This is a genomic window from Staphylococcus lloydii (genome assembly GCF_015775975.1).
Taxonomy (GTDB): Bacteria; Bacillota; Bacilli; order Staphylococcales; family Staphylococcaceae; genus Staphylococcus; species Staphylococcus lloydii.
Map to the genome: position 1 here is coordinate 1,325,445 of NZ_CP064056.1, position 24,636 is coordinate 1,350,080.

Sequence of the window (24,636 nt, forward strand, 5' to 3'; positions counted from 1 at the left end):
TTGATGACAGCCTTTAACGAGGCTGTCATTTTTTTTATTAAAATTATAGAAATATAAGGTGATTTAATATATCATTTGAATAGAGAACTATTGAATAGAGGTAGGTTGATTTGTTAAAACGTTTAAAAGAAAAATCAAATGATGAAAAAATAAGAAATACAATGAATAAAAGAGTTAGCTTTGTTTTTGGGCTGATTGTTTTTATCTTTGCTATTGTCGTACTCAGATTAGGTTATTTACAAATTGCCCAAGGTTCTCATTACAAACAGCAAATTAAAAATAGCGAAAACATAACTGTAAATGAGTCAGTACCAAGGGGTAGGATTCTTGATAGAAATGGTAAAGTTATCGTAGATAATGCATCAAAAATGTCTATTACATACACTCGTGGTAAAAAAACGTCACAAGATGAAGTATTAACCACGGCACGAAAGTTATCTAAACTTATTCACATGAAAACGGATCAAATCACTGATAGAGATAAGCAAGATTATTGGATACAGAAACATCCAAATAAATCTAAAGCCATGATGAAACATGAGCAAAGTCTATTAGATGATGGCAGTATCTCACAAGAACAATATGATGCTACTTTACATAAAAAAATAACATCAAAACAATTAAATAGTTTAACTGATAAAGATTTACAAGTACTGGCAATTTATCGTGAAATGATGTCCGGTTCTACTTTGAATCCACAAACCATTAAAAACGACGGTGTAACGAAGAAAGAATACGCTGCTGTTTCGCAAAAATTAACACAGTTACCGGGCGTAAATACGAGTATGGATTGGGATAGAAAATATCCTTATGGTGATACTTTAAGAGGCGTTTTAGGTGATGTTTCTACATCTAAAGAAGGTATCCCTAAAGAATTAACAGATAAATATTTATCTAAAGGATACTCTCGTAACGATCGTGTCGGTAAATCATATTTAGAATATCAATACGAAGACATTTTAAAAGGTAAGAAAAAAGAAATGAAATATACGACAGATAAATCTGGAGATATAATCAATTCTAAAGTTGTAAACCCAGGTTCTCGTGGTGATGATTTAGTTTTAAGTATTGATATTGATTTACAACGTAAAACAGAAAAATATCTAAAAGAGCAAATTAGTAAGTTACGTGGCGAAGGCGCTAAAAATATGGATAATGCATTGATGGTTGTCCAAAACCCTAATAACGGTGATATCTTAGCTATGGTGGGTAAACAAATCCATAAAGATGGTAGTATGACTGACTACGATATCGGTACATTCACTTCCCAATACGCTGTAGGTTCATCAGTTAAAGGTGGTACTTTATTAGCAGGTTATCAAAATAATGCTATAAAAGTTGGCGAAAAAATGGTCGATGAACCATTGAAATTTGCTGGTGGTCTACAGAAACATTCTTACTTTAACCAAGATGGTAAAGTTACAATTAATGACAAACAAGCATTGATGCATTCATCAAACGTATATATGTTTAAAACTGCACTAAAAATTGCAGGTCATCCTTATATGCCTAACATGAATTTACCATCAGATATAACAGTAGCTGGTCAAAAATTACGTAAAGGGCTAAACCAAGTAGGACTTGGTGTTAAAACAGGTATCGATTTACCGAACGAAACAAGTGGTCAAATTGAACCACTAAACAATAATCCGGGTAATTATTTAGACTTAGCAATTGGACAGTATGATACTTATACGCCAATGCAACTGTCACAATATGTCTCTACAATTGCCAATAATGGCTATAGAATACAACCTCATATTGGATTAGAAATTAGAAATGCTACAAATCAAGATACGCTTGGCCCAGTTAAACAAAAAATTAAAGGCAATGTCTTGAACAAAGTTAATAACACAAAAGCACAAATCAATGAAGTGCAACAAGGTTTCAAAATGGTATTTAATGAAGTACCTGGAACAGGTTATGAAAGTTTCCATAACACTGATGTGCCATCAGCTGGTAAAACAGGTACAGCCGAAGTGTTCCAAGATGGTAAACCTAGAGTTAACTCCACTTATATCGGCTATGCACCAATAAACAATCCTAAATTAGCATTTTCAATTGTTTACACTAACCAGCCAGTACCAGAACCATGGTTAAATGGCGGTGACGTCGGTAAAGATATTATTAACGACTATTTTAAAAATAAAGAAAAATAATACCGTTAATATTAATATATGGATATTTTAGATATAAAAGAGCGATATAAAGCATTTTAATTAAAAATAAATACTTTTCAATTTTTCAAGTAAGTGGTATGATTAATAGGTCGTATTTTGAAAAGGTAAGGAGGAATTAGCATGCGCGTAAACGTAACATTAGCTTGCACAGAATGTGGAGAAAGAAACTACATTACAACTAAAAATAAACGTACTAATCCTGAACGAATCGAAATGAAAAAACACTGTGCTCGTGACAACAAACACACTATGCACCGTGAAACAAAATAATTCGTCTATAAAACTAGGTTCTTATGAACCTAGTTTTTTATTTTGCTTAAAATATGTAGCCGTTGAATGACATTATAATTGAGAAACGTTATAATAATGTCAGTATGGTTACGAAGAGGGTGAGCATTTGACTAAAGTTGAGATGCGCAAACAGATGCTAAATAAAATGAAATCATTTTCTAGCACAAATAAGCAATCTGCAGATAGTTCCTTAGCCAATCAATTATTTGATACGGAGACTTATCAAAATGCACAAACTGTTGGTATTGTGTTATCGATGCCTCACGAAGTGGATACATACAATATAATTAAACATATGTTCGAAGATAAGAAACAGGTTTTTGTTCCGGAAACAAATTACAAACTTCACGCAATGATTTTTAAAGAAATCACTGATTTTGCTGAAATTGAATTAGATAGCAAAGGGATTAATCATGTGATTGCCGATAATGAAACTACAGAGAATTTAGATTTATTAATCGTACCTGGTGTTGTGTTTAACCATCAAGGATATCGGATTGGCTATGGTGGTGGATATTTCGACAAATTTTTAGCAAGTCATAAACAGGATACAATAAGCTTGGTTTATGATTTTCAAATTGATTCATTTGAAATTGAGGACCATGATCAACCTGTAGATACTTTAATAATCGCTACAACTTAATAATGGAGGCACAAATGGTTACAGAAAAGCATTTTTGGAAATGCAGTTATTTTTGGATAAAATACTTTAATTTTGAGTTAGTTCATCATGATGAAAATAACCAAGAAGTATGGCTTGCTCATAAAAAGAAAAGCGAGCTCGTCATATTTAATTACAATATTAAATCCGCTCAAGAAATTCGTTTTACTAAAGATAAAATAAAAGAACATAAACAAGATGTGTCTGAATTTTTAACTTTTGAACCTAAGAAAGTAACGTTCTATTTTATAACAGAGCACAACTTTACAGATGAACATTTAAACGAATCGGGTAAAACGAATTATAACATCAAAATATTAAGAAACGAGCAATCCCTTGAACGGATTATGCCTAACTTATTTATTAAAACTATATTTAAACAAGATAATAAAAAGCATACATTATCATATTTTAAGAAGCGTGTTTTAAACACTAATCCTATTGAAAAACATATGTTAAAATTTGCACCTATTACATATAGCTTAGTTATCATTAATATCATTGTTTGGTTATCGATGATTTTATTTTTCAATCATTTTACACAACTAAGTTTATTAGACGCAGGTGGTTTGGTTCATTTTAATGTTATTCATGGTGAATGGTATCGTTTAGTTACGTCTATATTTTTACATTACAACTTTGAACATATTTTAATGAACATGCTAAGCCTCTTTATTTTTGGTAAAATAGTAGAGTCGATAGTGGGTCATTGGCGTATGCTTGTAATATATTTGTTTGCAGGGATATTTGCTAACTTTGCATCTTTATCATTTAGTATTACTACGGTCTCCGCCGGTGCCAGTGGTGCAATATTTGGATTGATTGGCGCATTGTTTGCTTTTATGTTTATTAGCAAAAGCTTTAATAAAAAATTAATTGGTCAATTACTCATTGTATTAGTTATATTAATCGTAATTTCGTTATTTATGAGTAATATTAACGTTTATGCTCATATCGGCGGTTTAATCGGTGGTTTCTTAATTTGTTTATTAGGTCATTACTTCGTTAGTGATAAAAACAAGTTTTGGATTGTAGTCGTACTCTTGTTAGTTCTTTTCGTAGCTGCTCAAATTCGAATTTTCACTATTAAAGAAGATAATATCTACAATACAATCATCACCAACGAAATGACTCAAGGTAACTACAAAGAAGCTCAAAGTATGGTAAAACATACTATCAAAAAGAATTATGCGGATGACGAAACATATTATTTAAACGGTTTAATTACTACGACGTTAAATTCTAGAGCTGAAGGTATGGCTGACTGGGAGCGAGGTTTAAGATATTATCCAAATTCAGGTATTTTAAACTATGAACTTGCTATAGCAAATCGTGCATTGGATGATAAAAGTAAAGCACGCAAGTATGCTAAAAAGGCACTAAAAGCCGATCCTCATAACCATGATTATTTAAATTTAACAAAAGAGTTGAAAGATTAAATGAAACAAAATCTTAATAACTTTTATGATGTTTTGCAATTGTTAAAACAATACGGTTTTATTATTTATTTTAAAGATAAAGACGATATGTATGAAATGATTGAACAAGAAATTTCTCAATTATTCCAATATGAATTAATATCAAAAGACGATTATATTAAATGCAAATTAATTATAAAGCAGAGAAGGATGAATAGATAAATGAAGAAAATCATATTAGCTGCAGATATTGGCGGTACAACTTGTAAATTAGGTTTATTTGATGAAAATCTAGAAAGATTAGAAAAATGGTCAATTGATACTGATACTACTGATTCAACAGGATATAAGTTATTAAAAGGCGTTTATGATTCATTTGAAGAAAAAGTAGCGGAATTCGGTTATAAATTTGAAGACGTTATCGGTGTAGGTATTGGCGTACCAGGTCCAATAGAATTTGAAACTGGGATAGTATATGGTGCTGTCAACTTATATTGGGATGATCGTGTGAATGTTAGAGAAATATTCCAACAATTCGTTTCATGTCCTGTTTACGTAGATAATGATGCCAATGTTGCAGCATTAGGTGAAAAACATAAAGGCGCAGGTAAAGGTGCAGATGATGTTGTAACTATTACTTTAGGTACTGGCTTAGGTGGCGGTATTATTTCAAATGGAGAAATCGTACATGGTCACAACGGTTCAGGCGCTGAGATAGGCCATTTCAGAGTTGATCATGATCAACGTTTCAAATGTAATTGTGGTAAGTCTGGTTGTGTCGAAACAGTCGCTTCAGCAACAGGAGTCGTTAATTTAGTAAATTTCTATTATCCTAAATTAACTTTTAAATCATCTATACTAGAATTAATTAAAGCTAATAAAGTCACAGCAAAAGCAGTATTTAATGCCGCTAAAGAAGGCGATCAGTTCTGTATTTTCATCACAGAAAGAGTTGCTAATTATGTCGCTTACTTATGCAGTATTATTAGTGTGACGAGCAACCCTAAATATATTGTTTTAGGTGGCGGTATGTCTACAGCTGGTTTAATTTTAATCGAAAATATTAAAACCGAATACTATAATTTAACTTTTACACCTGCGCAACAAGGCACTGAAATTGTTCAGGCCGAATTAGGTAATGATGCCGGTATTACAGGAGCTGCAGGATTAATTTATACGTATGTGATAGAGAAGGAAGGTATTAAATAATGGCAATTGTTGATGTTGTTGTAATTCCAGTAGGTACTGAGGGACCAAGCGTAAGTAAATATATTGCAGAAATCCAAACTAAATTAAAAGAATATAAACAAGCTGGTAAAATAGATTACCAACTTACACCGATGAACACTTTAATAGAAGGCGAATTAGCCGATTTATTAGAAGTCGTGCAAGCAATTCACGAACTACCTTTTGATAAAGGGCTAGATAGAGTTTGTACAAATATTAGAATAGATGACAGACGTGATAAATCAAGAAAGATGAATGACAAATTAACATCTGTAGAAAAATATTTAAATTCTAACGGTGATAACAATGAGAATATCTAGTTTAACTCTAGGTCCAGTTGAAACTAACTGTTATTTTATAGAGAACGAAGACGGCATAATAATTGTCGACCCTGCAGGCGAAAGTGGACAAATTATTAAAAAAGTAAACCAACTTAATAAAACAGTCAAAGCAGTATTATTAACTCATGCTCACTTTGACCACATAGCAGCATTGGATGATATTGTCGACAAATATCAAGTCCCGGTTTATATGAGTGCTATTGAATTTGATTTTTTAAATAATACCGAAAAGAACGGTTCAGCAAAATTTAAACAGTTTGGCTTACCTGAAGTAATAAGTGACGCTAAACCACAACCGATAGAAGAAGGTAAAGTTAGTATAGAAGGATTTGAATTTGAAGTGTTACACACGCCAGGACATTCACCTGGTAGTTTAACTTTCGTTTTCAATGACTTTGCAGTAGTCGGTGACACCTTATTCAAACAAGGTATTGGCCGTACTGATTTATATAAAGGGGACTACGAAACATTAGTCGACTCAATACAAGATAAATTATTTGAGCTAGAAGGCGACTTACCTTTATTCCCTGGCCACGGCCCTTATACAACCGTTGACGATGAACAACTTAATCCATTTTTACATGGCTAGAAGTAATTTAGTCACCTCTTACGTTTAATAAAGTAGGAGGTGACTTTTTTGAAATTATTGTTCAACGAAATACTTAATAAAGCTATTACTCAGAATAGTTCTGACATACATTTTATTCCGACTGATAAAAAAGTGTTAATTAAATTGCGAGTGCAAGATGAGTTACTTCAGCATCAAACGATAACAAAGAGTTTATACTTAAAACTCTTAACTTTTATGAAATATCAAGCCAATTTAGATGTATCGACAAGTCATAAAGCACAAAGTGGTAGATATATTTATAAACATAAAGAGTTATATTATCTACGCATCTCAACATTACCTCTATCACTTGGTTTAGAAAGTTGTGTTATTCGTATTGTGCCACACTACTTTAATCCCCAGCAACAACCTTTAAATTTGCCTTATTTATATGATTTCATGAGTAAAAAACAAGGTTTATTACTGTTCACTGGTCCAACAGGTTCTGGCAAAAGCACAAGTATGTATAATATGTCGATGTACGCAAAAGAACGACTCAATTTGAATGTTATTACAATTGAGGATCCTGTTGAACGTATTATTAATGGCATCACTCAAGTTTCAGTAAATGAGAAAGCTGGTATTAATTATCAAAATTCGTTTAAAGCTATACTACGTTGTGACCCTGATGTGATATTAATTGGAGAAATTAGAAACCAATTAATCGCAAAAGAAGTCTTACATGCAAGTTTAAGTGGTCATTTAGTTTTAACGACAATGCATGCAAATAATTGTAAAGGCGCATTATTAAGATTGCTAGAAATGGGTGTAACCAAACAAGAATTAGCACAATCTGTACTCTGCATTACAAATCAAAGACTTGTCACTTCTAATGATAACCAAAGATTCTTAATAGCTGAGCATATGAATAATGATGATATTAATTATTTCTTTGAACATGACTATAAGTTGCCCGCAAATTTTCAAAGCTTGCCAAAGGAATTAAAATCTTTGTCAGAAGGGGGGGTCATTTGTGAGGATACTTACCAAAAGTATATTTAGACCTTATTACAGAAAAATTATATCCAATCAAGCACAAATAGAATTTATAAGTAGATTAAATGATTTAATAAATCATGGTTTTACTATTTCTGAGTCGTTTAGATTTTTAGTCAGACAGACGGCATTTCGTAAAGATACTATAAAACAAAAGATCTTAAAAACAATAAATTCAGGTGCCAGTTGTCATCAAATATTAAAATCATTAAACTTTCCTCAATCGATTGTTATGTTTATTTACTTTGCCGAACTGTTTGGAGATTTATCTAGTAGTTTAATTCACGTACAGTCTTATTTAGAACGAAATTATCAAGCTAAAAAAATGCTACTTAAAACAATACAATACCCAATCGTCTTAATCACAGTTTTTATTATCATGCTTATAGCAATAAATTATACGATTATCCCACAATTCAATGACCTCTTTCAGACGATGGAGGTCAAACTCTCTCCGCTCCAACAATTTATGAGTCTATTTATCACAACATTGCCCATTTTATTCATCTATGTAATTGTATTTATTATCATTTTAACAACTATTTGTTGGACGATTTATCATCGACTTACAATTCCTCAACAAATTAAATTCATGAAATTCATTCCAATTATTAAACATTATTTTAGTCTCTTCAAAACATACAGATTAGCTTCAGAATTATCATTATTTTATCGCCATGGTGTTACATTACAAAATATTGTTAAGTTATATAACATGCAAGAAGATGACCATTACTTAAAATATCTAGCTAAACAAATCGCTCAAGGTACACAACAAGGCGATACGTTAGGAGTAATTTTATCAAATATTTCTTGTTATCAAACTGACTTAATAACTTTTATTACTCAAGGTGAACAAAGTGGAAAATTAGGTTTAGAATTGCAATTTTATAGTACGATTATCAGAACTAAAATCGAACAAAAAATGAAGCGTCAAATTAAAATTATACAACCTGTAACTTTTATCATATTAGCCTTTCTAATCATTGCACTTTATTTAGTAATCATGCTACCTATGTTTGAATTAATTCAAACTATTAAGTAACAGGAGGTTAGAAATGAAAAAAATAAAACATTTCAAGGCATTTACTTTAATAGAAATGCTTTTAGTATTACTTATAATTAGTCTTCTATTGGTATTAATAATTCCTAACATTTCAAAACAATCTAAACATATACAATCCACAGGCTGTAAAGCACAGTTAAAACTTATAGACAGTCAAATACAGGCTTATACATTGAAATTTGGCCAGCCTCCAAATACGATAGATAATTTAGTAAGTGAGGGATTCATAAAAGATGATCAAAAGTCATGTAAAAATGGCCAAACAATAGCAATTAATAACGGTGAGGCTGTTGCAAGCTAAACCTGCTTTTTCTTATTTAGAATTAATAATTGTTATGCTTATTTTGACTACCATGCTCTATTTGCAATTTAATAATAAAATACAATCCTCTTCTTTTTATACGGAGGAAAATCAAATCAAACAGTTAATTACAGAAATTCAGTATTTAAAATCTAAAGCAATTAAAGAGGAACAATCAATAGTATTAATATTTCGGCCACATCATAATTCAATAAAAATTATCGATAAGCAACAAAACCAATACCCTCCATTATCAATAAAAAATGGCAGTATTCATCCTTATACAAACCTAAAATATATTACTTTTGATAAAGATGGTCATAATCATCAATTCGGTTCTCTATATATCAAACTAAATAATACAATTTATAAAATTATATTTCATATTGAAAAAGGAAGAATCCGTTATGAAAAATTATAAGGGTTCTGTTCTACTAGATGCTTTATTTTCATTTTTGATGCTAAGTATCATATGCATTTCGATATTACCACTACTAAATATTTCTACTAATAAGTTAAATGATCAACATAGTGATTTAGAATTAAAAAGAGTTTTATTCAATCAACTTATTAAGACGACTAAATTGCCTGATAATACTAACTATGGTCAATACGTAATAACGAAGCGGGACAAAATAATTTGTGTTCAAAAGGAGACGACTAATAAAAAAATATGTTATCAACAACAAAGTAAAAGCATTTACAATGATTGAAATGATGTTATCTATGTTAATTATGTTAACACTCGTTCAATTAATACCATTTTTGTTAAAGACAATACTTATATTTAATACTAGCATAACAAGTATTGCAGACATTGAATTAGAGTTTTTCCTTAGAGACATGATAAAAGATTATAAGGAAACTAAGAAAGTTACTGTAATAAACCATAATATTATTAAATTTCAAAGGGGAGATAAGGCATACTATTACAAGTTCAAGAATAATAAAATTATAAAAGAAGTTAATAACAGCGGTAATATAACTATGCTATATAATGTTATGACATTTAACGTGACCGAATTAAACAACGATAATTTCCTACTAGATATTAAACTCCAAGACAAAGGTGAAACAATTGAGAAAACATTGTATTTTTAAAGGTAATGGTTATTTCTATCCTTTTGTGATGAGCTTTTTTATGCTATATTTATTTTTAATATCATTTTATATTATAAATTATAGCTTGAAATTGAAGACGCTATCGAATATAAATGACTATTACGATAATCAAATTCAAAGACAACTAGCGGAGGAAGAGTAATTTCATGGAAAGCAGTATAACACCAATTGTTTTAATAGGCTTTATGGGTACAGGTAAAACAACTCTTGGCCAGTATATGTCTGAATCAAACCATCTTTCTTTTGTAGATTTAGATCATTATATCGTGCAACAAGAAAACAAAACGATACCCGAAATATTTGATGCGATAGGAGAACAAGGTTTTCGTCAACTAGAAGCTAAATACCTAAAAGACTGCTTAAATCATTACGATATTATTTCTACTGGTGGTGGCATTATAGAAGGCGAAGATTCTCATCAACTATTAAAAAATGTTAGTAACGTAATTTGGTTAGATTGCGATATTAATATTTTATACGAACGTATTAAAAATGATCAAAATCGTCCCAATGCTAACAATAAAACGCTTTCCTCACTAAATGACTTGTATTTAACTAGAGTTTCAAGATATAATGAAATCGCATTCATCAAAGTTAGCAGTGATATGACTTTAAATGAATTACAAACAACAATAATAGAACGCTTAACAAGCGATTGATCAGTGTTGGAGAGAATGACAAAGATTTGATGTCATCGCCGAAGGTGCAAGTTTAACGAAACTCTCAGGCAAAAGGATAACACTGTGACGCATTCCTGGATGAAGAAACAGGGTAGCTTTAATTAGCTATCCTGTTTTTTAATACATATATTAGGAGGTAGCATAATGACGAATGACTTAAAAAAAACACCACTTTATCAAACTTTTGTTGATAGTGATGCAAAAATAGTAGAGTTTGGTGGATGGGCGATGCCTGTACAATTTTCAAGCATTAAAGATGAGCATATTGCAGTAAGAACTTCTGTAGGTATTTTCGATGTCAGTCATATGGGGGAAATACAAATCAAAGGTAATGAAAGTGCACAATTTATACAATATATTTTATCTAATGATACAGACCAAATAACAACAGATAAAGCACAATATACTGCCTTATGTAATGAAAATGGTGGTGTCATCGATGATTTAATCACTTATAAACTTAATCAAGATACATTTTTATTAGTCGTTAACGCTGCGAATACTGACAAAGATTTTGATTGGATTAAATCACATGCTAAAGATTTTGATGTTGAAGTAGATAATGTTTCAAATCAATTTGGTCAACTAGCAGTACAAGGGCCTGAAGCTAGAAAATTAGTACAACAGGATGTAGATTTTGATCTTTCATCAATGAAACCTTTTGATGTCGCTCACAACGTTTCTTATTTAGGAAAAACGATTATGCTTTCTCAATCAGGCTATACGGGTGAAGATGGCTTTGAAATTTACTGTGAAGCACAAGATTGTGTTGCTTTGTGGAATCATTTTATCGAGCATGATGTCACACCATGTGGCTTAGGTGCACGAGATACATTACGTTTAGAAGCAGGTTTACCACTACATGGCCAAGATTTAAGCGAAACCATTACACCGTATGAAGGTGGCATAGCATTTGCAGCAAAACCACTTATTGAAGCTGATTTTATTGGAAAATCTGTTTTAAAAGAGCAAAAAGAAAATGGCTCAAAACGAAGAACAATTGGTATAGAAATGATTGATAAAGGTATTCCTCGTACCGGATACGAAGTATTAGATCTTGATGGCAATCAAATCGGTGAAGTTACTTCTGGAACACAATCGCCACAAAGTGGTAAATCTATTGGGTTAGCAATAATTAACAGAGATGAATTCGAATTAGGAAAAGAATTATTAGTACAAGTTCGTAAACGTCAAGTTAAAGCAAAAATTGTCAAAAAAAATCAAATTTCTAAATAACTAAAAGGGGTGTCCACAGTGAGTCATCGTTATATTCCATTAACCGAACAAGATAAACAAGAAATGCTTGATGTCATTGGCGCAAAGTCTATAGATGAACTTTTTGGTGATGTACCAAAAGATATATTATTAAATAGAGAGTTAAAAATTGACGATGGGGAGTCAGAAACTTCTTTATTTAAAAAATTAAATGGCATTGCTAAAAAGAATGTTACTAAAGAAACACATACTTCTTTTTTAGGTGCTGGTGTATATGATCATTATGCTCCTGCAGTCGTAGATGCAATGATTTCTAGATCAGAATTCTATACAGCTTACACACCATACCAACCAGAAATCTCTCAAGGGGAATTACAAGCAATATTCGAATTTCAAACATTAATTTGTGAATTAACTGGTATGGATATCGCTAACTCTTCAATGTACGATGGTATAACTAGTTTTGCAGAAGCTTGTATTTTAGCATTTAGCCAAACTAAAAAGAATAAAATCGTAGTATCCAAAGGATTACACTATCAAGCACTTCAAGTATTAAAAACATATATTCAAACACGTGCCGAATTTGAGCTAGTGGAAATTGATTTAGATGGCACAATAACGGATTTAGCTAAATTAGAAGAAGCAATTGATGATGACACTGCTGCAGTTGCAGTTCAATATCCAAATTTTTACGGCTCTATTGAAGATTTAGAAAAAATCCAATCCTTAATCAATGATAAAAAAGCATTATTTATCGTTTACACAAATCCAATTTCTCTTGGCTTATTAACGCCACCTGGTGATTTTGGTGCTGACATTGTAGTAGGAGACACTCAACCATTTGGCATACCTGCACAATTTGGAGGTCCTCATTGTGGTTTCTTTGCAACGACTAAGAAATTAATGCGTAAAACACCAGGTCGTTTAGTAGGGCAAACTGAAGATGAAGAAGGTAATCGTGGATTTGTATTAACTCTACAAGCACGTGAACAGCATATTAGACGTGACAAAGCTACTTCTAACATCTGTTCAAACCAAGCACTCAATGCATTGGCGTCATCAATATGTATGTCAGCTTTAGGTAAACAAGGTTTACAAGATATTGCAATTAGAAATTTTGAAAATGCAAATTATGCTAAAGATCAATTTAAGAATAATGGTTTTACCATTTTAGAAGGTACATCATTTAATGAATTTGTCGTTAAATTTGATCAACCTATTGCTAATATCAATGCTAAATTAGTTGATGAAGGTTTTATAGGAGGCTTTGATTTAAAAGAAGTTGACGAAGAACTAGAGCAACATATGTTAGTAGCAGTAACTGAATTAAGAACTAAAGCTGAGATAGATACATTTGTTGAGAAAGCAGGTGAAATCAATGGTAGTAAGTAAATCAACTCCATTAATATTTGAACGCTCTAAAAAAGATCGCTATGCATATACATTACCTAAAAAAGAAATAGACAGTAATGCTGTTGAACAGTTACTCGATGATAAATTTATTCGTAAAGACAAAGCTGAATTTCCGGAAGTATCTGAATTAGATCTAGTTCGTCATTATACAGAACTATCAAATAAAAACTTTGGTGTAGATTCTGGATTTTATCCTCTTGGTTCTTGTACGATGAAATATAATCCAAAAATCAATGAAAAAGTGGCGCGCATTCCTGGATTTGCTGAGGCACATCCATTGCAAGAGGAATCACAAGTCCAAGGCTCTTTAGAAATAATTTACAACTTACAAGAAGAATTAAAAGAGATTACTGGTATGGATGAAGTAACCTTACAGCCAGCTGCTGGTGCCCATGGAGAATGGACTGCGTTAATGATTTTCAAAGCATACCATTTAAAAAATAATGAAGGTCATAGAGACGAAGTTATTGTTCCTGATTCAGCTCATGGTACAAACCCAGCATCTGCGGCGTTTGCTGGTTTCAAAGCTGTAACAGTTAAATCTAATGAACGTGGAGAAGTCGACGTAGAAGACTTAAAACGCGTTGTAAATGAAAATACGGCTGCAATTATGTTAACCAACCCAAATACGCTAGGAATTTTCGAACAAAACATAATAGAAATTAGAAACATTGTGCATGAAGCAGGTGGCTTATTGTATTATGACGGTGCAAATTTAAACGCTATTATGGATAAAGTAAGACCTGGTGATATGGGGTTTGACGCTGTACATTTAAACTTACACAAAACATTTACAGGACCACATGGCGGTGGCGGTCCGGGCTCAGGACCTATAGGGGTTAAAAAAGAATTAGCCAGCTTTTTACCTAAACCAATGGTCGTTAAAGAAAATAATACTTTCAAATACGATAATGATATTAAAAATTCTATCGGTCGAGTTAAACCATTTTATGGTAACTTTGGTATTTATTTAAGAGCGTATACCTATATTAGAACAATGGGTAATATTGGTTTAGAAGAAGTTTCAGAAGCTGCCGTTCTAAATGCTAACTATATTAAAGCACGTCTTAGTAAGCACTTTGCAATTCCTTACGAACAATATTGTAAACATGAATTCGTCTTAAGTGGTTCTAAGCAAAAAGAACATGGTGTACGTACTTTAGATATGGCTAAAAGGTTGTTAGACTTTGGTGTACATCCACCAACAATATACTTCCCATTAAATGTCGATGAAGGCATGATGATTGAACCAACAGAAACAGAATCTAAAGAAACATTAGATTATTTCTGTGACTCAATGATACAAATTGCAGAAGAAGTTGAAAATAATCCAGACATTGTGTTGGAAGCACCACACACTACAATTATTGATCGTCTAGATGAAACTAAAGCTGCACGTAAGCCAGTACTTAAATTCGAACGCTTAGCAGAAGAAAAATAATAAGTAATATTTAATCTAAATAAATTAATAATGACGATTTCTATTTGAATATAATAGAAATCGTCATTTGCTGTTATTATAAGTTTTTAATATGTAAAAAAGCTTAGTGAAGAAAAAACAATGGAACAAAAAAAGACCGAGTTATTATAATATAACCCAGTCTCAACTAAAGTATGTTCAAACTATATCTAATCTTTTTTAAATTAACCATATAAGTGGTTTATTTTTTTGATTTAATTTTGCCTGACCATTTTTTATAGCCACCTTTTAACATATAGATGTCAGTGTAGCCATTCTTTTTCAAGATTCGTGCGGCACGATAACTTGCTATTCCATTGGCATCACAAAGGTAAATAGGTTGGTCTTTTCTTAAACCTTGAAATCTTTGTTTAAACATTGTAATAGGTATGTTGCGAGCTCCAACAATATGCCCATATTCATAATCAACTTTTTCTCTTACATCAATAACTTGAGCTTTTCTTAAACCGTCATGAAAATCATTTTGATTTAGTTCTGTAACTGCTCTTTTATTGATTAATTGGTTGATTAACATATAAGCGATGATAATAATAATTAATGCTAAAGCTATAAACCAAAAGTTACTCATCTTGCATCCTCCCTATTTTCTCGATAATATATATTATAAGACTGTTAGAACGATTTATCAAAAGATATTTTTTAAAAATTTTAAAGTTTTGTAACCGATATCATTAAACCGTTCCTATACTTTTTAATATGATTGGAGTTTTTATAGTGACTGAAACATGGCATTTTATTAACACTGGAAGTAACGACCCATATTACAACATGGCAATGGATGAAGCATTGTTGAATTTTGTTTCAAGGGGAGAGATTGATCCAGTAATTAGATTTTATACCTGGAACCCAGCCACATTATCTGTGGGTTATTTCCAAAGGTTAACAAAAGAAATTGACATCGACAAGGTTAATGAGAAGGGTTATGGCCTAATTCGACGTCAAACTGGTGGTAGAGGGGTATTACATGACAAAGAACTTACTTATAGTGTGATAGTGCCTGAATCACATCCTAATATGCCATCGACCGTTACAGAAGCATACAGAGTCATTTCAGAGGGACTCTTAGAAGGGTTCAAGCAATTAGGATTCGATACTTATTTTGCCATTCCTCGTTCTAAAGAAGAACGTGAAAAATTAAAGCAACCAAGAAGTGCTGTATGTTTCGATGCACCAAGTTGGTACGAGTTAGTTGTTGAAGGGCGCAAAATTGCTGGTAGTGCACAAGTCAGACAAAAGGGCGTCATTTTGCAACACGGTTCATTATTGCAAGACGTTGATATTGATGATTTATTTGATATGTTCATCTTTAAAAATGCCAGATTAAAAGATAAGATGAAACAAGCATTTGTAGATAAAGCAGTAGCAATCAATGATATCGCTACTGAACACATCACTATTCCGGAAATGGAAGCAGCATTCGAAGCTGGATTTAAAAAGGGATTAAATATAGAATTCAAACCTTTAACATTAACGCCAGAACAACAAAATGAAATAGATGAACTTATAGAAAAATATAAATCTGATGAATGGAATTACCGTAAATAACTTCATTAAAAAAGAACTTTACAATGCCGTTGTAAAGTTCTTTTTTATTTAAATATAATGCTTTTAATGTTTTCTATGTTGCTTTTTAGATTTACGAACTGCTTTTTTATATTTTCTTTGATCCTCAGTTAAGAAAAAGAAATAATATACGCCGTAAATGATGGCAACGATTATAGCTAAACTGACGAGCATTTTTACAAAACTAAATATAAAATCATCCAAATTCATAATTAGTCCAAAAGCTGCTATCGCAATAACTATATAAAATAATACTCGTTTCATTTAATTCCTCCCAAATTACTTCAAAAGCTAATTACTATTTATATTAACATTTGAAAGAGAACGTTGTCCTTTTTGAATTTTTTTCTTATCTTTCACAGCATAACCATCTTTAATAGTTCCTAATGCATTTGTAAGCTTTTTATCTAACTTTTTAATGCTTTTATCGGTAGATTTGTCAGAAGATGACATTTCATCTTTATCAATACTTGTTGAATAATTAGAATAAGCTTTATCTGCATCATTTGTTACAGTTTCAATTTTCTCTTGAACTTTTTTGTCACCTTTGTTCTTGTTGATATCATCTTCAATATTATTATAATTTCTAATAACTTCAGTAATATCATCATAATATTTAGAAGATGCTTTCAAGTAAGATGCCTTCTTTTTATTACTTTTAGCTTTTTTAATATTATCTTTATCTTTCTTCAAAGCGCTAATTTTTTCATTTTGTGAAGATATTTGTTGATTTAAATTTTGAATGTCGCTTTTTAGTTTATGATTTTCATCATGTAATTTACTTGATTTTTTCTCTAATGGGGTTAAATTTTGACTGCCACAACCTGCCAATAACGATGTAGCCGCGATGATTGCAATGATTTTCTTTTTCATTATTATCTCCTAGTTCAAAAACTATAATTATTGTATGTATTTATGCTATCATTTTAATGTATAAAGAAAAAATGTACAAATTTATCGAATAAAGGGGAGGTTCCATGAGTAGATTAAATCAATTAAATACATACATTGAAGAAAAACATTTAGACGGTGTGGTAGTACTATCAGACTTTAATAGACGTTACTTATCAGGATTCACAGGTACAAGTGGCGCTTTAGTTATTACCAGAGACCATCAATACTTAATCACTGACTTTAGATATATCGAGCAAGCCACATCACAAGCCACAGAATTTGAAATCATCGAACAAACAAGTGGTTTAATTGACGAAGTCAAACACCAATTTAAAAATTTAGGATTACAAAACGTTGGCTTTGAAGGAAATTTAGTAAGCTATGATACTTATTTGCAATTAAGTAAATCTAGCGTAAGTCTAATTAGCATAAGTGGTGCTATTGAAAAAATTAGAGAAGTTAAAGACGATAATGAAATAGCGATCATTCAAAAAGCAGCTGAAATTGTAGATGAAACATACGATTATGTATTATCTATTGCTAAAAGTGGTATGACTGAACAAGAGTTAAAAGCTAAATTAGAAAGCAAATTGTTAGAACTTGGTGCAGAAGGTACTTCATTTGATACCATCGTTGCGTCAGGTTACCGTGGTGCATTACCACACGGCGTAGCTAGCGAAAAAGTAATTGAACAAGGCGAATTAATTACGTTAGATTTTGGTGCGTATTATAAAGGATATTCTTCTGATATAACTCGTACGTTCGCTATTGGTGAACCAGACGAAAAAATGAAAGAAATTTATCAAATCGTGTTAACTGCTAACCAAAAAGGTATAGAAGCTGCTAAAGCTGGAATAACAGGAAAAGAATTGGACGCCGTAGCAAGAGACTACATTACTGAACAAGGATATGGTGAAGCTTTTGGACATTCACTAGGCCATGGTATTGGCTTGGACGTTCATGAAGGCCCAGCACTATCTAAGAAATCTGACAGCTTATTGCAAAAAAATAATTGTGTTACAATTGAACCTGGCATTTATATTGATGGTCTAGGTGGCGTTAGAATTGAAGATGACATTTTAATCACAGAAAATGGCTGTGAACTCTTTACTAAATGCACAAAAGACCTTATTATTTTATAGAAGAGCGTAAAGTTGAGGAGGAAACTGAATGATTTCGGTTAATGATTTTAAAACAGGTTTAACAATATCAGTAGATAACGGTATTTGGAAAGTTATTGATTTCCAACACGTAAAACCAGGTAAAGGTTCTGCGTTCGTACGTTCAAAACTACGTAACTTAAGAACTGGAGCTATCCAAGAAAAAACATTCCGTGCAGGCGAAAAAGTTGAACAAGCTATGATCGAAAACCGTCGTATGCAATATTTATATGCTGATGGTGATATGCACGTATTTATGGATAATGAAACTTTCGAACAAACTGAACTAGCAGCTGACTATTTAGCAGACGAATTAAAATATTTAAAAGCTAACATGGAAGTTCAAATTCAAAGTTATGAAGGCGAAACAATTGGTGTTGAGTTACCTAAAACAGTTGAGTTACAAGTAACTGAAACTGAACCAGGTATCAAAGGTGATACAGCAACAGGCGCGACTAAATCTGCAACTGTTGAAACAGGTTATACTTTAAACGTGCCTTTATTCGTTAACGAAGGTGACGTACTAGTAATTAACACAAGTGACGGTAGTTATATTTCAAGAGGATAAGACTACTTAATATAATATCAAAACCTTTCCAATCGAAATTAGAAGGTTGGAAAGGTTTTATTTTGTGAAAAATACATAGACGCATCATTTTAAAGTGGTAAAGTTACTTTAAAATATTGTTCTGTACTTATATATACTTGAATTGATATTTTCACTCGAGTAAAATAAACAAAGTAGATGAAAACATTCTGAAGGAGTTATTTTTATGAATTTTAAAGAGATAAAGGAATTAATAGAAATTTTAGACCAATCGAGTCTAACTGAAATTAACATTGAAGATAAAGGCAACGTCGTTAACTTAAAAAAAGAAAAAGAAACTGAAATAATCACACCACAAATATCACAGCAACCTATGCAACAAGTAGCTCCTCAACAAGAAATTGCTACTGCACCAGCTGCGTCTAATAATGCTGACACTGCTGCGAACAGCGCTGCGGATACGAGTGGCAAAACAATTAACGCACCGATGGTTGGGACATTTTATAAATCACCATCACCAGAAGAAGGTGCATATGTACAAGTCGGGGATGCTGTTTCAAATGACACGACTGTATGTATCTTAGAAGCTATGAAATTATTTAATGAAATCCAAGCCGAAGTTACCGGGGAAATTGTTGAAATCTTAGTAGAAGACGGTCAAATGGTAGAGTATGGCCAACCGTTATTTAAGGTGAAATAATGAAGAAAATATTAATAGCTAACCGTGGAGAGATTGCTGTTCGCATCATCCGCGCATGCCATGAATTGGGATTACAAACAGTTGCTATTTATTCTGAAGGGGATAAAGATGCATTACATACTCAAATTGCAGATGAAGCATACTGTGTTGGTCCTACTCAATCTAAAGATTCATATTTAAACATACCAAACATTCTTTCTATCGCAACTTCAACTGGTTGTGATGGCGTACATCCCGGATACGGTTTTTTAGCTGAAAACGGAGATTTTGCTGAGTTATGTGAAGCTTGCCAATTACAATTTATTGGGCCAAGTTATGAATCAATACAAAAAATGGGTATTAAAGATATTGCTAAAGAAGAAATGAAAAAAGCTAATGTACCCGTAGTACCAGGTAGTGAGGGACTTATTAAGTCTATTGACGATGCCAAAAAAATTGCTTCTGACATTGGCTATCCAGTAATTATTAAAGCTACTGCCGGTGGTGGTGGTAAAGGTATTCGTGTCGCGCGTAACGAAAAAGAATTAGAGAACGGCTATAAAATGACCCAGCAAGAAGCCGAAACAGCTTTTGGTAATGGTGGATTATACTTAGAAAAATTCATCGAAAACTTTAGACACATAGAAATTCAAATCATTGGTGATAAATACGGTAACGTTATTCATTTAGGTGAAAGAGACTGTACAATTCAACGACGTATGCAAAAATTAGTCGAAGAAGCTCCTTCACCCATTCTTTCAGAGGATAAACGTGAAGAAATGGGTAATGCAGCCGTTAGAGCAGCTAAAGCTGTTAACTATGAAAATGCCGGTACTATAGAGTTTATATTTGATTTAGATTCAAATAACTTCTATTTTATGGAAATGAACACGCGTATTCAAGTGGAACATCCAGTAACTGAAATGGTAACAGGTATCGATTTAGTTAAGTTACAATTAAAAGTAGCAATGGGTGAAGCAATTCCATACACACAAGAAGACATTACGATCAATGGACACGCAATGGAATTTAGAATTAACGCTGAAAACCCACATAAAAACTTTATGCCGTCACCTGGTAAAATAACTCAATATTTAACTCCTGGGGGCTTTGGTGTCCGTATAGAGTCAGCTTGTTATACTAATTATACAATTCCACCTTATTATGACTCTATGGTAGCGAAACTTATTGTACATCAACCTACGAGAGAAGAAACAATCATGAGTGGCATTCGTGCATTAGAAGAATTTGTCGTCTTAGGTATAGATACAACGATTCCTTTCCATATTCGTTTATTAAAGAATGATATCTTCAGAAGTGGAGAATTTAATACTAAGTTTTTAGAAGAACATAATATCATGGATACAGATGAATCTAACTAGGAGGTCTGTATATGGTAAAGATTTCAGAACAAGCTCAAACCAATCTAGGTGAAATAGAAATATCAACAGAAGTCATTGCAAGAACAGTGAGCATTGCAACATCACAAATTGAAGGGCTACATGGGCACTTTAAAGAGCTTAAAAATGCAGATTTTGATGCAATAACGCCAAGACAATTAAATAAAGGATTACGAATTTCAATAGACAACAATTCAGTATATATCGATATTTATTGCGCCTTTGAATACGGTGTGAATATTGCAGAAACTGCAAAAAACATTCAACAAACCGTTTACAACTCTTTAAAATCATTAACTTCTATTGAACCAGAACAAATAAACATACACATTTCACACATTGCTACTAAGCAAGTGAATAATAATAAATAATAGTTAACAGTTAAATAAAAATAAGTCTGATTGAAAGTAATATAGTTGATGCTTCAACCTATATACTTTCCAGACTTCTTTCTTAGTTTTAACTTAGACATTAACTTGACTTAAGGAGCATAACATGAGTAGAAAAGAATCAAGAATGCAAGCCTTCCAAACATTATTTCAAATTGAAATAAAAGATAATTCATTATCTATTGAAGAAGCTATAAATTTCATTAAAGATGATAACGAAGATTTAGATTTTGAATTTATTCATTGGTTGGTTACAGGTGTAAAAGATCATGAACCAGTGTTAGATGATAAAATCCAACCACATTTAAAAGAGTGGACATTAGACAGATTATTAAAAACTGATCGCATTATTTTAAGAATGGCAACATTCGAACTATTAAATAGCGAGACGCCACAAAAAGTTGTGATTAATGAAGCAGTAGAACTTGCAAAGCAATTTAGCGACGACGACCATTATAAATTTATTAATGGTGTTTTAAGCAATATTGAATAAAAGAGTGATAAAATATGGCCGATTATTTAAGTGTTTCTGCATTAACTAAATATATAAAATATAAATTTGATCAAGACCCACACCTTCAGTCTGTTCTTATAAAGGGCGAATTGTCTAACTTTAAGAAACATTCAAGCGGTCATATGTACTTTAACGTTAAAGATAAAAACAGTGTAATCAATGCAATGATGTTTAAAGGTGCTGCAAGCAACTTAGATTTCGAACCTAAAGAAGGCGACGAAGTTCTTATTGAAGCACGAGTATCTGTTTATGAGAGAAGAGGCAATTATCAAATATATGTCAATAAGATGCAAATTGATGGTATAGGAAATCTTTATCAAAAATTAGAAGCACTTAAGAAAAAATTAACTCAATCGGGTTACTTTAATCAAGAACATAAAAAGACAATACCTAAATTCCCTAAAAAAATAGCTGTTTTAACTGCAGGCACTGGTGCAGCAATAAGAGATATTCATTCGACTATCAACAGTCGTTATCCACTCGTTGAACAAGTACAAATTAATACGTTAGTTCAAGGCGAACAATCAAAACAAGATATCATAGAAAAATTACAATATGCCGACACATTAGATGTAGATACTATTATTATTGGGCGTGGTGGCGGCTCAATAGAAGATTTATGGAATTTTAACGAAGAAGAAGTAATTAAGGCCATTTTTAATTGTGAGAAGCCTGTGATTTCAGCCGTTGGACACGAAACCGATTTTACATTAAGTGATTTTGTCGCAGATGTAAGGGCAGCGACACCAACACAAGCTGCTGTTATTGCTACACCTGACCAACAAGAATTGTATCAACAAATTGCACAAGTGAAATTATTTTTAACGCGCAATATTAATCAGTATATTCAACAACAGCGTAAACAATTAGAACATACGTCTTCATACTATAAATTTAAAACACCGTCATTACTTTATGATCAACAAATTCAAAAAAGAGATGACCTTGAAAAACAATTAAATGCATCCATAACAATGTTGATTAATCGTTCGCAACAACGTTTGCAATTACTGGATAGTAAATTTAATTTAAAAAAATTCAAATTAGATATTGAAAGATATCAAAAAGTTACATCACAGAAGCAACAAGAGTTAGTTAAAATTTTAAAAAATAGTATTAGTTTAAGACAGCAAAATCTCGCTAATAAATTGGAAAACTTAAATACTTTAAGCCCAACGAATACAATGTTAAGAGGATATACTATAGTTAATAAAGAACAACAAGTCGTTACGAGTACTAAAAATTTATCAGAAAATGATAACATCGTGTTAACGATGAAAGATGGTACTGTAGATGCAAAAGTACAGAAAGTTAGGTGCGAAGATGACAAATAAAAAGCAAAGTTTTGAAGAAATGATGGAAGAACTTGAATCAATCGTTCAAAAGTTAGATAACGAAAATGTCTCATTAGAAGAATCTTTAGATTTATATCAACGTGGAATGAAATTATCGGCTTCATGTGAAGAAACATTAAAAAATGCTGAAAATAAAGTGAATGAGTTAATAAAAGAAGAAAATGACACAGATGAGGAACAAGATAATGAAAAAGTTGATGGATAAATATATTTCTGAAGTCGATGCTACAATATCTCATGCTATCACTACATCCGATTTAGGCACTAACTTAGAAGAAAGTATGACATATTCCCTAACTGCCGGTGGTAAAAGAATCAGACCTGTTTTATTATTATTAACTTTAGATATGCTAACAAACGATTACAAAAAAGGACTTGCACCAGCATTAGGTGTTGAAATGATTCATACATATTCATTAATACATGATGATTTACCCGCTATGGATAATGATGACTACCGACGAGGAAAATTAACAAATCATAAAGTATATGGTGAATGGAAAGCAATTTTAGCTGGAGATGCATTATTGACTAAAGCGTTTGAAGTAGTTTCTCACGACGATTCATTAACTGATAGCGTCAAAATTAAATTAATCAAACGTTTATCATCTGCAAGTGGTCATATCGGTATGGTAGGCGGCCAAACACTAGATATGCAAAGTGAGAATACGTCAATAGATGTCACAACTTTAGAACAAATTCACCGCGCTAAAACAGGAGCGCTTATTTCCTTCGCGGTGATGGGTGCAGTAGATATAGCACAACCCGACGAAACAGTTGCTCGTGCACTAAGTGATTATAGTGACCATATTGGATTAATGTTCCAAATTAAAGACGATTTATTAGATGTTTATGGTGATGAACAAAAGTTAGGTAAATCAGTAGGTAGTGATATTGAAAATGATAAAAGCACTTATGTTTCGTTATTAGGTTTAGAAGGTGCTGAACAAAAATTACAATATCACACTGATGCTGCATACAACTGTTTAGCTCAATTACCAGATCAGTATGATACTTCAGCTCTTAAATATATCATTGAATTATTTATCAATAGAGAATCATAGCATTTTAGGTTGAGATTATAGGCGATTACACAAGAAATGTTATTTTTACTATATTTCTTGTGTGCAATGT

At 32.0% G+C, this 24,636-nt stretch carries 31 protein-coding genes and 1 riboswitch; of the genes, 28 read left to right on the forward strand and 3 right to left on the reverse strand.

Annotated features, from left to right (window positions below; all coding sequences use genetic code 11):
- Positions 1-110: 110 nt before the first annotated feature.
- From ISP08_RS06470 to gcvPB, 18 genes are all read left to right on the forward strand, one after another.
- Positions 111-2,159: a peptidoglycan D,D-transpeptidase FtsI family protein gene (locus ISP08_RS06470; RefSeq protein WP_048793586.1), complete on the forward strand. Its 2,049-nt coding sequence runs from the start codon at positions 111-113 to the stop codon at positions 2,157-2,159.
- A gap of 141 nt (positions 2,160-2,300) precedes the next feature.
- Positions 2,301-2,450 (forward strand): 50S ribosomal protein L33, encoded by a 150-nt coding sequence (gene rpmG, locus ISP08_RS06475; protein ID WP_002483181.1) that lies wholly within the window; start codon positions 2,301-2,303, stop codon positions 2,448-2,450.
- Positions 2,451-2,577: 127 nt separating this feature from the next.
- Positions 2,578-3,114 (forward strand): 5-formyltetrahydrofolate cyclo-ligase, encoded by a 537-nt coding sequence (locus ISP08_RS06480; RefSeq protein ID WP_195718084.1) that lies wholly within the window; start codon positions 2,578-2,580, stop codon positions 3,112-3,114.
- A 14-nt stretch (positions 3,115-3,128) separates the two neighbouring features.
- Complete coding sequence (locus ISP08_RS06485; RefSeq protein WP_195718085.1) at positions 3,129-4,571, forward strand: rhomboid family intramembrane serine protease; 1,443 nt, start codon at positions 3,129-3,131, stop codon at positions 4,569-4,571.
- Positions 4,572-4,772 carry a YqgQ family protein gene (locus ISP08_RS06490; protein WP_195718086.1) on the forward strand — a complete coding sequence of 67 codons (201 nt, stop codon included), beginning with the start codon at positions 4,572-4,574 and terminating at the stop codon, positions 4,770-4,772.
- A complete protein-coding gene (locus ISP08_RS06495; protein WP_195718087.1) occupies positions 4,773-5,759 on the forward strand; it encodes a glucokinase in 987 nt (328 codons plus the stop codon). It abuts the gene before it with no gap.
- Positions 5,759-6,097, forward strand: coding sequence for an MTH1187 family thiamine-binding protein (locus ISP08_RS06500; protein WP_195718088.1), 339 nt, complete (start codon positions 5,759-5,761; stop codon positions 6,095-6,097). Before ISP08_RS06495 ends, ISP08_RS06500 begins: the two co-directional genes overlap by 1 nt.
- Entirely contained in the window at positions 6,084-6,707 is a 624-nt protein-coding gene (locus tag ISP08_RS06505; RefSeq protein WP_195718089.1) for an MBL fold metallo-hydrolase, read from the forward strand. Before ISP08_RS06500 ends, ISP08_RS06505 begins: the two co-directional genes overlap by 14 nt.
- A 48-nt stretch (positions 6,708-6,755) precedes the next feature.
- Positions 6,756-7,730: a competence type IV pilus ATPase ComGA gene (gene comGA, locus ISP08_RS06510; RefSeq protein ID WP_195718090.1), complete on the forward strand. Its 975-nt coding sequence runs from the start codon at positions 6,756-6,758 to the stop codon at positions 7,728-7,730.
- Positions 7,702-8,769: a competence type IV pilus assembly protein ComGB gene (gene comGB, locus ISP08_RS06515; RefSeq protein ID WP_244138694.1), complete on the forward strand. Its 1,068-nt coding sequence runs from the start codon at positions 7,702-7,704 to the stop codon at positions 8,767-8,769. The genes comGA and comGB overlap by 29 nt, the downstream gene beginning before the upstream one ends.
- Before the next feature lie 13 nt (positions 8,770-8,782).
- A complete protein-coding gene (gene comGC, locus ISP08_RS06520; RefSeq protein ID WP_195718091.1) occupies positions 8,783-9,091 on the forward strand; it encodes a competence type IV pilus major pilin ComGC in 309 nt (102 codons plus the stop codon).
- The gene (gene comGD, locus ISP08_RS06525) at positions 9,072-9,512 is read left to right on the forward strand and encodes a competence type IV pilus minor pilin ComGD (protein ID WP_244138695.1); all 441 of its coding nucleotides are present in this window, start codon (positions 9,072-9,074) and stop codon (positions 9,510-9,512) included. Before comGC ends, comGD begins: the two co-directional genes overlap by 20 nt.
- Positions 9,499-9,804 carry a hypothetical protein gene (locus ISP08_RS06530; RefSeq protein ID WP_195718093.1) on the forward strand — a complete coding sequence of 102 codons (306 nt, stop codon included), beginning with the start codon at positions 9,499-9,501 and terminating at the stop codon, positions 9,802-9,804. Before comGD ends, ISP08_RS06530 begins: the two co-directional genes overlap by 14 nt.
- Positions 9,797-10,192, forward strand: coding sequence for a ComGF family competence protein (locus ISP08_RS06535; protein WP_195718094.1), 396 nt, complete (start codon positions 9,797-9,799; stop codon positions 10,190-10,192). Before ISP08_RS06530 ends, ISP08_RS06535 begins: the two co-directional genes overlap by 8 nt.
- Positions 10,193-10,359: 167 nt before the next feature.
- The gene (locus tag ISP08_RS06540; RefSeq protein WP_195718095.1) at positions 10,360-10,872 is read left to right on the forward strand and encodes a shikimate kinase; all 513 of its coding nucleotides are present in this window, start codon (positions 10,360-10,362) and stop codon (positions 10,870-10,872) included.
- A riboswitch (glycine riboswitch) is annotated at positions 10,869-10,962 on the forward strand. Its footprint overlaps the gene before it by 4 nt.
- A gap of 75 nt (positions 10,963-11,037) precedes the next feature.
- Positions 11,038-12,129: a glycine cleavage system aminomethyltransferase GcvT gene (gene gcvT, locus ISP08_RS06545; RefSeq protein ID WP_195718096.1), complete on the forward strand. Its 1,092-nt coding sequence runs from the start codon at positions 11,038-11,040 to the stop codon at positions 12,127-12,129.
- Positions 12,130-12,147: 18 nt separating this feature from the next.
- A complete protein-coding gene (gene gcvPA, locus ISP08_RS06550) occupies positions 12,148-13,500 on the forward strand; it encodes an aminomethyl-transferring glycine dehydrogenase subunit GcvPA (RefSeq protein WP_195718097.1) in 1,353 nt (450 codons plus the stop codon).
- Entirely contained in the window at positions 13,487-14,962 is a 1,476-nt protein-coding gene (gene gcvPB / locus ISP08_RS06555; protein WP_195718098.1) for an aminomethyl-transferring glycine dehydrogenase subunit GcvPB, read from the forward strand. Before gcvPA ends, gcvPB begins: the two co-directional genes overlap by 14 nt.
- 220 nt (positions 14,963-15,182) lie before the next feature.
- On the opposite strand, the gene ISP08_RS06560 is transcribed toward gcvPB, so the two are convergent.
- Complete coding sequence (locus ISP08_RS06560; RefSeq protein ID WP_048793602.1) at positions 15,183-15,569, reverse strand: rhodanese-like domain-containing protein; 387 nt, start codon at positions 15,567-15,569, stop codon at positions 15,183-15,185.
- 146 nt (positions 15,570-15,715) lie between these two features.
- On the opposite strand from ISP08_RS06560, the gene ISP08_RS06565 reads away from it, so the two are divergent.
- Entirely contained in the window at positions 15,716-16,546 is an 831-nt protein-coding gene (locus ISP08_RS06565; RefSeq protein WP_195718099.1) for a lipoate--protein ligase family protein, read from the forward strand.
- 63 nt (positions 16,547-16,609) lie between these two features.
- Here the strand turns inward: ISP08_RS06565 and ISP08_RS06570 are convergent, their stop codons facing one another.
- Positions 16,610-16,828 (reverse strand): SA1362 family protein, encoded by a 219-nt coding sequence (locus tag ISP08_RS06570; RefSeq protein WP_048793604.1) that lies wholly within the window; start codon positions 16,826-16,828, stop codon positions 16,610-16,612.
- A 27-nt stretch (positions 16,829-16,855) separates the two neighbouring features.
- Positions 16,856-17,437, reverse strand: a complete 582-nt coding sequence (locus ISP08_RS06575) for a hypothetical protein (RefSeq protein ID WP_048793605.1) — start codon at positions 17,435-17,437, stop codon at positions 16,856-16,858.
- Positions 17,438-17,541: 104 nt separating this feature from the next.
- Between ISP08_RS06575 and ISP08_RS06580 the strand changes: the two genes are divergently transcribed.
- The 9 genes from ISP08_RS06580 to ISP08_RS06620 all read left to right on the forward strand — a co-directional run bounded on the left by ISP08_RS06580 (position 17,542) and on the right by ISP08_RS06620 (position 24,566).
- Complete coding sequence (locus tag ISP08_RS06580) at positions 17,542-18,600, forward strand: M24 family metallopeptidase (protein ID WP_195718100.1); 1,059 nt, start codon at positions 17,542-17,544, stop codon at positions 18,598-18,600.
- Positions 18,601-18,628: 28 nt separating this feature from the next.
- Positions 18,629-19,186, forward strand: coding sequence for an elongation factor P (gene efp / locus ISP08_RS06585; RefSeq protein ID WP_195718101.1), 558 nt, complete (start codon positions 18,629-18,631; stop codon positions 19,184-19,186).
- 205 nt (positions 19,187-19,391) lie between these two features.
- A complete protein-coding gene (gene accB / locus ISP08_RS06590; protein ID WP_048793608.1) occupies positions 19,392-19,865 on the forward strand; it encodes an acetyl-CoA carboxylase biotin carboxyl carrier protein in 474 nt (157 codons plus the stop codon).
- Positions 19,865-21,226 (forward strand): acetyl-CoA carboxylase biotin carboxylase subunit, encoded by a 1,362-nt coding sequence (gene accC / locus ISP08_RS06595; protein ID WP_048793609.1) that lies wholly within the window; start codon positions 19,865-19,867, stop codon positions 21,224-21,226. Before accB ends, accC begins: the two co-directional genes overlap by 1 nt.
- Positions 21,227-21,237: 11 nt before the next feature.
- Positions 21,238-21,615 (forward strand): Asp23/Gls24 family envelope stress response protein, encoded by a 378-nt coding sequence (locus ISP08_RS06600; RefSeq protein WP_048793610.1) that lies wholly within the window; start codon positions 21,238-21,240, stop codon positions 21,613-21,615.
- A 124-nt stretch (positions 21,616-21,739) separates the two neighbouring features.
- Positions 21,740-22,126 (forward strand): transcription antitermination factor NusB, encoded by a 387-nt coding sequence (gene nusB, locus ISP08_RS06605; protein WP_048793611.1) that lies wholly within the window; start codon positions 21,740-21,742, stop codon positions 22,124-22,126.
- A 14-nt stretch (positions 22,127-22,140) separates the two neighbouring features.
- A complete protein-coding gene (gene xseA, locus ISP08_RS06610) occupies positions 22,141-23,481 on the forward strand; it encodes an exodeoxyribonuclease VII large subunit (protein WP_195718102.1) in 1,341 nt (446 codons plus the stop codon).
- Complete coding sequence (locus ISP08_RS06615) at positions 23,471-23,707, forward strand: exodeoxyribonuclease VII small subunit (protein WP_195718103.1); 237 nt, start codon at positions 23,471-23,473, stop codon at positions 23,705-23,707. The genes xseA and ISP08_RS06615 overlap by 11 nt, the downstream gene beginning before the upstream one ends.
- Positions 23,688-24,566, forward strand: coding sequence for a polyprenyl synthetase family protein (locus ISP08_RS06620; RefSeq protein WP_195718104.1), 879 nt, complete (start codon positions 23,688-23,690; stop codon positions 24,564-24,566). Before ISP08_RS06615 ends, ISP08_RS06620 begins: the two co-directional genes overlap by 20 nt.
- Positions 24,567-24,636: the final 70 nt, after the last annotated feature.

What these genes read in the sequence shown, in the direction of transcription:
- accB (WP_048793608.1), top strand. Translation starts at nt 19,392, where the DNA reads ATGAATTTTAAAGAGATAAAGGAATTAATAGAAATTTTAGACCAATCG.
- xseA (WP_195718102.1), top strand. Translation starts at nt 22,141, where the DNA reads ATGGCCGATTATTTAAGTGTTTCTGCATTAACTAAATATATAAAATAT.
- nusB (WP_048793611.1), top strand. Translation starts at nt 21,740, where the DNA reads ATGAGTAGAAAAGAATCAAGAATGCAAGCCTTCCAAACATTATTTCAA.
- ISP08_RS06620 (WP_195718104.1), top strand. Translation starts at nt 23,688, where the DNA reads ATGAAAAAGTTGATGGATAAATATATTTCTGAAGTCGATGCTACAATA.
- ISP08_RS06600 (WP_048793610.1), top strand. Translation starts at nt 21,238, where the DNA reads ATGGTAAAGATTTCAGAACAAGCTCAAACCAATCTAGGTGAAATAGAA.
- ISP08_RS06485 (WP_195718085.1), top strand. Translation starts at nt 3,129, where the DNA reads ATGGTTACAGAAAAGCATTTTTGGAAATGCAGTTATTTTTGGATAAAA.
- efp (WP_195718101.1), top strand. Translation starts at nt 18,629, where the DNA reads ATGATTTCGGTTAATGATTTTAAAACAGGTTTAACAATATCAGTAGAT.
- ISP08_RS06575 (WP_048793605.1), bottom strand. Translation starts at nt 17,437, where the DNA reads ATGAAAAAGAAAATCATTGCAATCATCGCGGCTACATCGTTATTGGCA.
- accC (WP_048793609.1), top strand. Translation starts at nt 19,865, where the DNA reads ATGAAGAAAATATTAATAGCTAACCGTGGAGAGATTGCTGTTCGCATC.
- ISP08_RS06560 (WP_048793602.1), bottom strand. Translation starts at nt 15,569, where the DNA reads ATGAGTAACTTTTGGTTTATAGCTTTAGCATTAATTATTATTATCATC.
- ISP08_RS06490 (WP_195718086.1), top strand. Translation starts at nt 4,572, where the DNA reads ATGAAACAAAATCTTAATAACTTTTATGATGTTTTGCAATTGTTAAAA.
- ISP08_RS06505 (WP_195718089.1), top strand. Translation starts at nt 6,084, where the DNA reads ATGAGAATATCTAGTTTAACTCTAGGTCCAGTTGAAACTAACTGTTAT.
- ISP08_RS06580 (WP_195718100.1), top strand. Translation starts at nt 17,542, where the DNA reads ATGAGTAGATTAAATCAATTAAATACATACATTGAAGAAAAACATTTA.
- ISP08_RS06615 (WP_195718103.1), top strand. Translation starts at nt 23,471, where the DNA reads ATGACAAATAAAAAGCAAAGTTTTGAAGAAATGATGGAAGAACTTGAA.
- ISP08_RS06530 (WP_195718093.1), top strand. Translation starts at nt 9,499, where the DNA reads ATGAAAAATTATAAGGGTTCTGTTCTACTAGATGCTTTATTTTCATTT.
- ISP08_RS06570 (WP_048793604.1), bottom strand. Translation starts at nt 16,828, where the DNA reads ATGAAACGAGTATTATTTTATATAGTTATTGCGATAGCAGCTTTTGGA.
- ISP08_RS06500 (WP_195718088.1), top strand. Translation starts at nt 5,759, where the DNA reads ATGGCAATTGTTGATGTTGTTGTAATTCCAGTAGGTACTGAGGGACCA.
- comGC (WP_195718091.1), top strand. Translation starts at nt 8,783, where the DNA reads ATGAAAAAAATAAAACATTTCAAGGCATTTACTTTAATAGAAATGCTT.
- rpmG (WP_002483181.1), top strand. Translation starts at nt 2,301, where the DNA reads ATGCGCGTAAACGTAACATTAGCTTGCACAGAATGTGGAGAAAGAAAC.
- ISP08_RS06495 (WP_195718087.1), top strand. Translation starts at nt 4,773, where the DNA reads ATGAAGAAAATCATATTAGCTGCAGATATTGGCGGTACAACTTGTAAA.
- ISP08_RS06540 (WP_195718095.1), top strand. Translation starts at nt 10,360, where the DNA reads ATGGAAAGCAGTATAACACCAATTGTTTTAATAGGCTTTATGGGTACA.
- gcvPB (WP_195718098.1), top strand. Translation starts at nt 13,487, where the DNA reads ATGGTAGTAAGTAAATCAACTCCATTAATATTTGAACGCTCTAAAAAA.
- gcvT (WP_195718096.1), top strand. Translation starts at nt 11,038, where the DNA reads ATGACGAATGACTTAAAAAAAACACCACTTTATCAAACTTTTGTTGAT.
- ISP08_RS06535 (WP_195718094.1), top strand. Translation starts at nt 9,797, where the DNA reads ATGATTGAAATGATGTTATCTATGTTAATTATGTTAACACTCGTTCAA.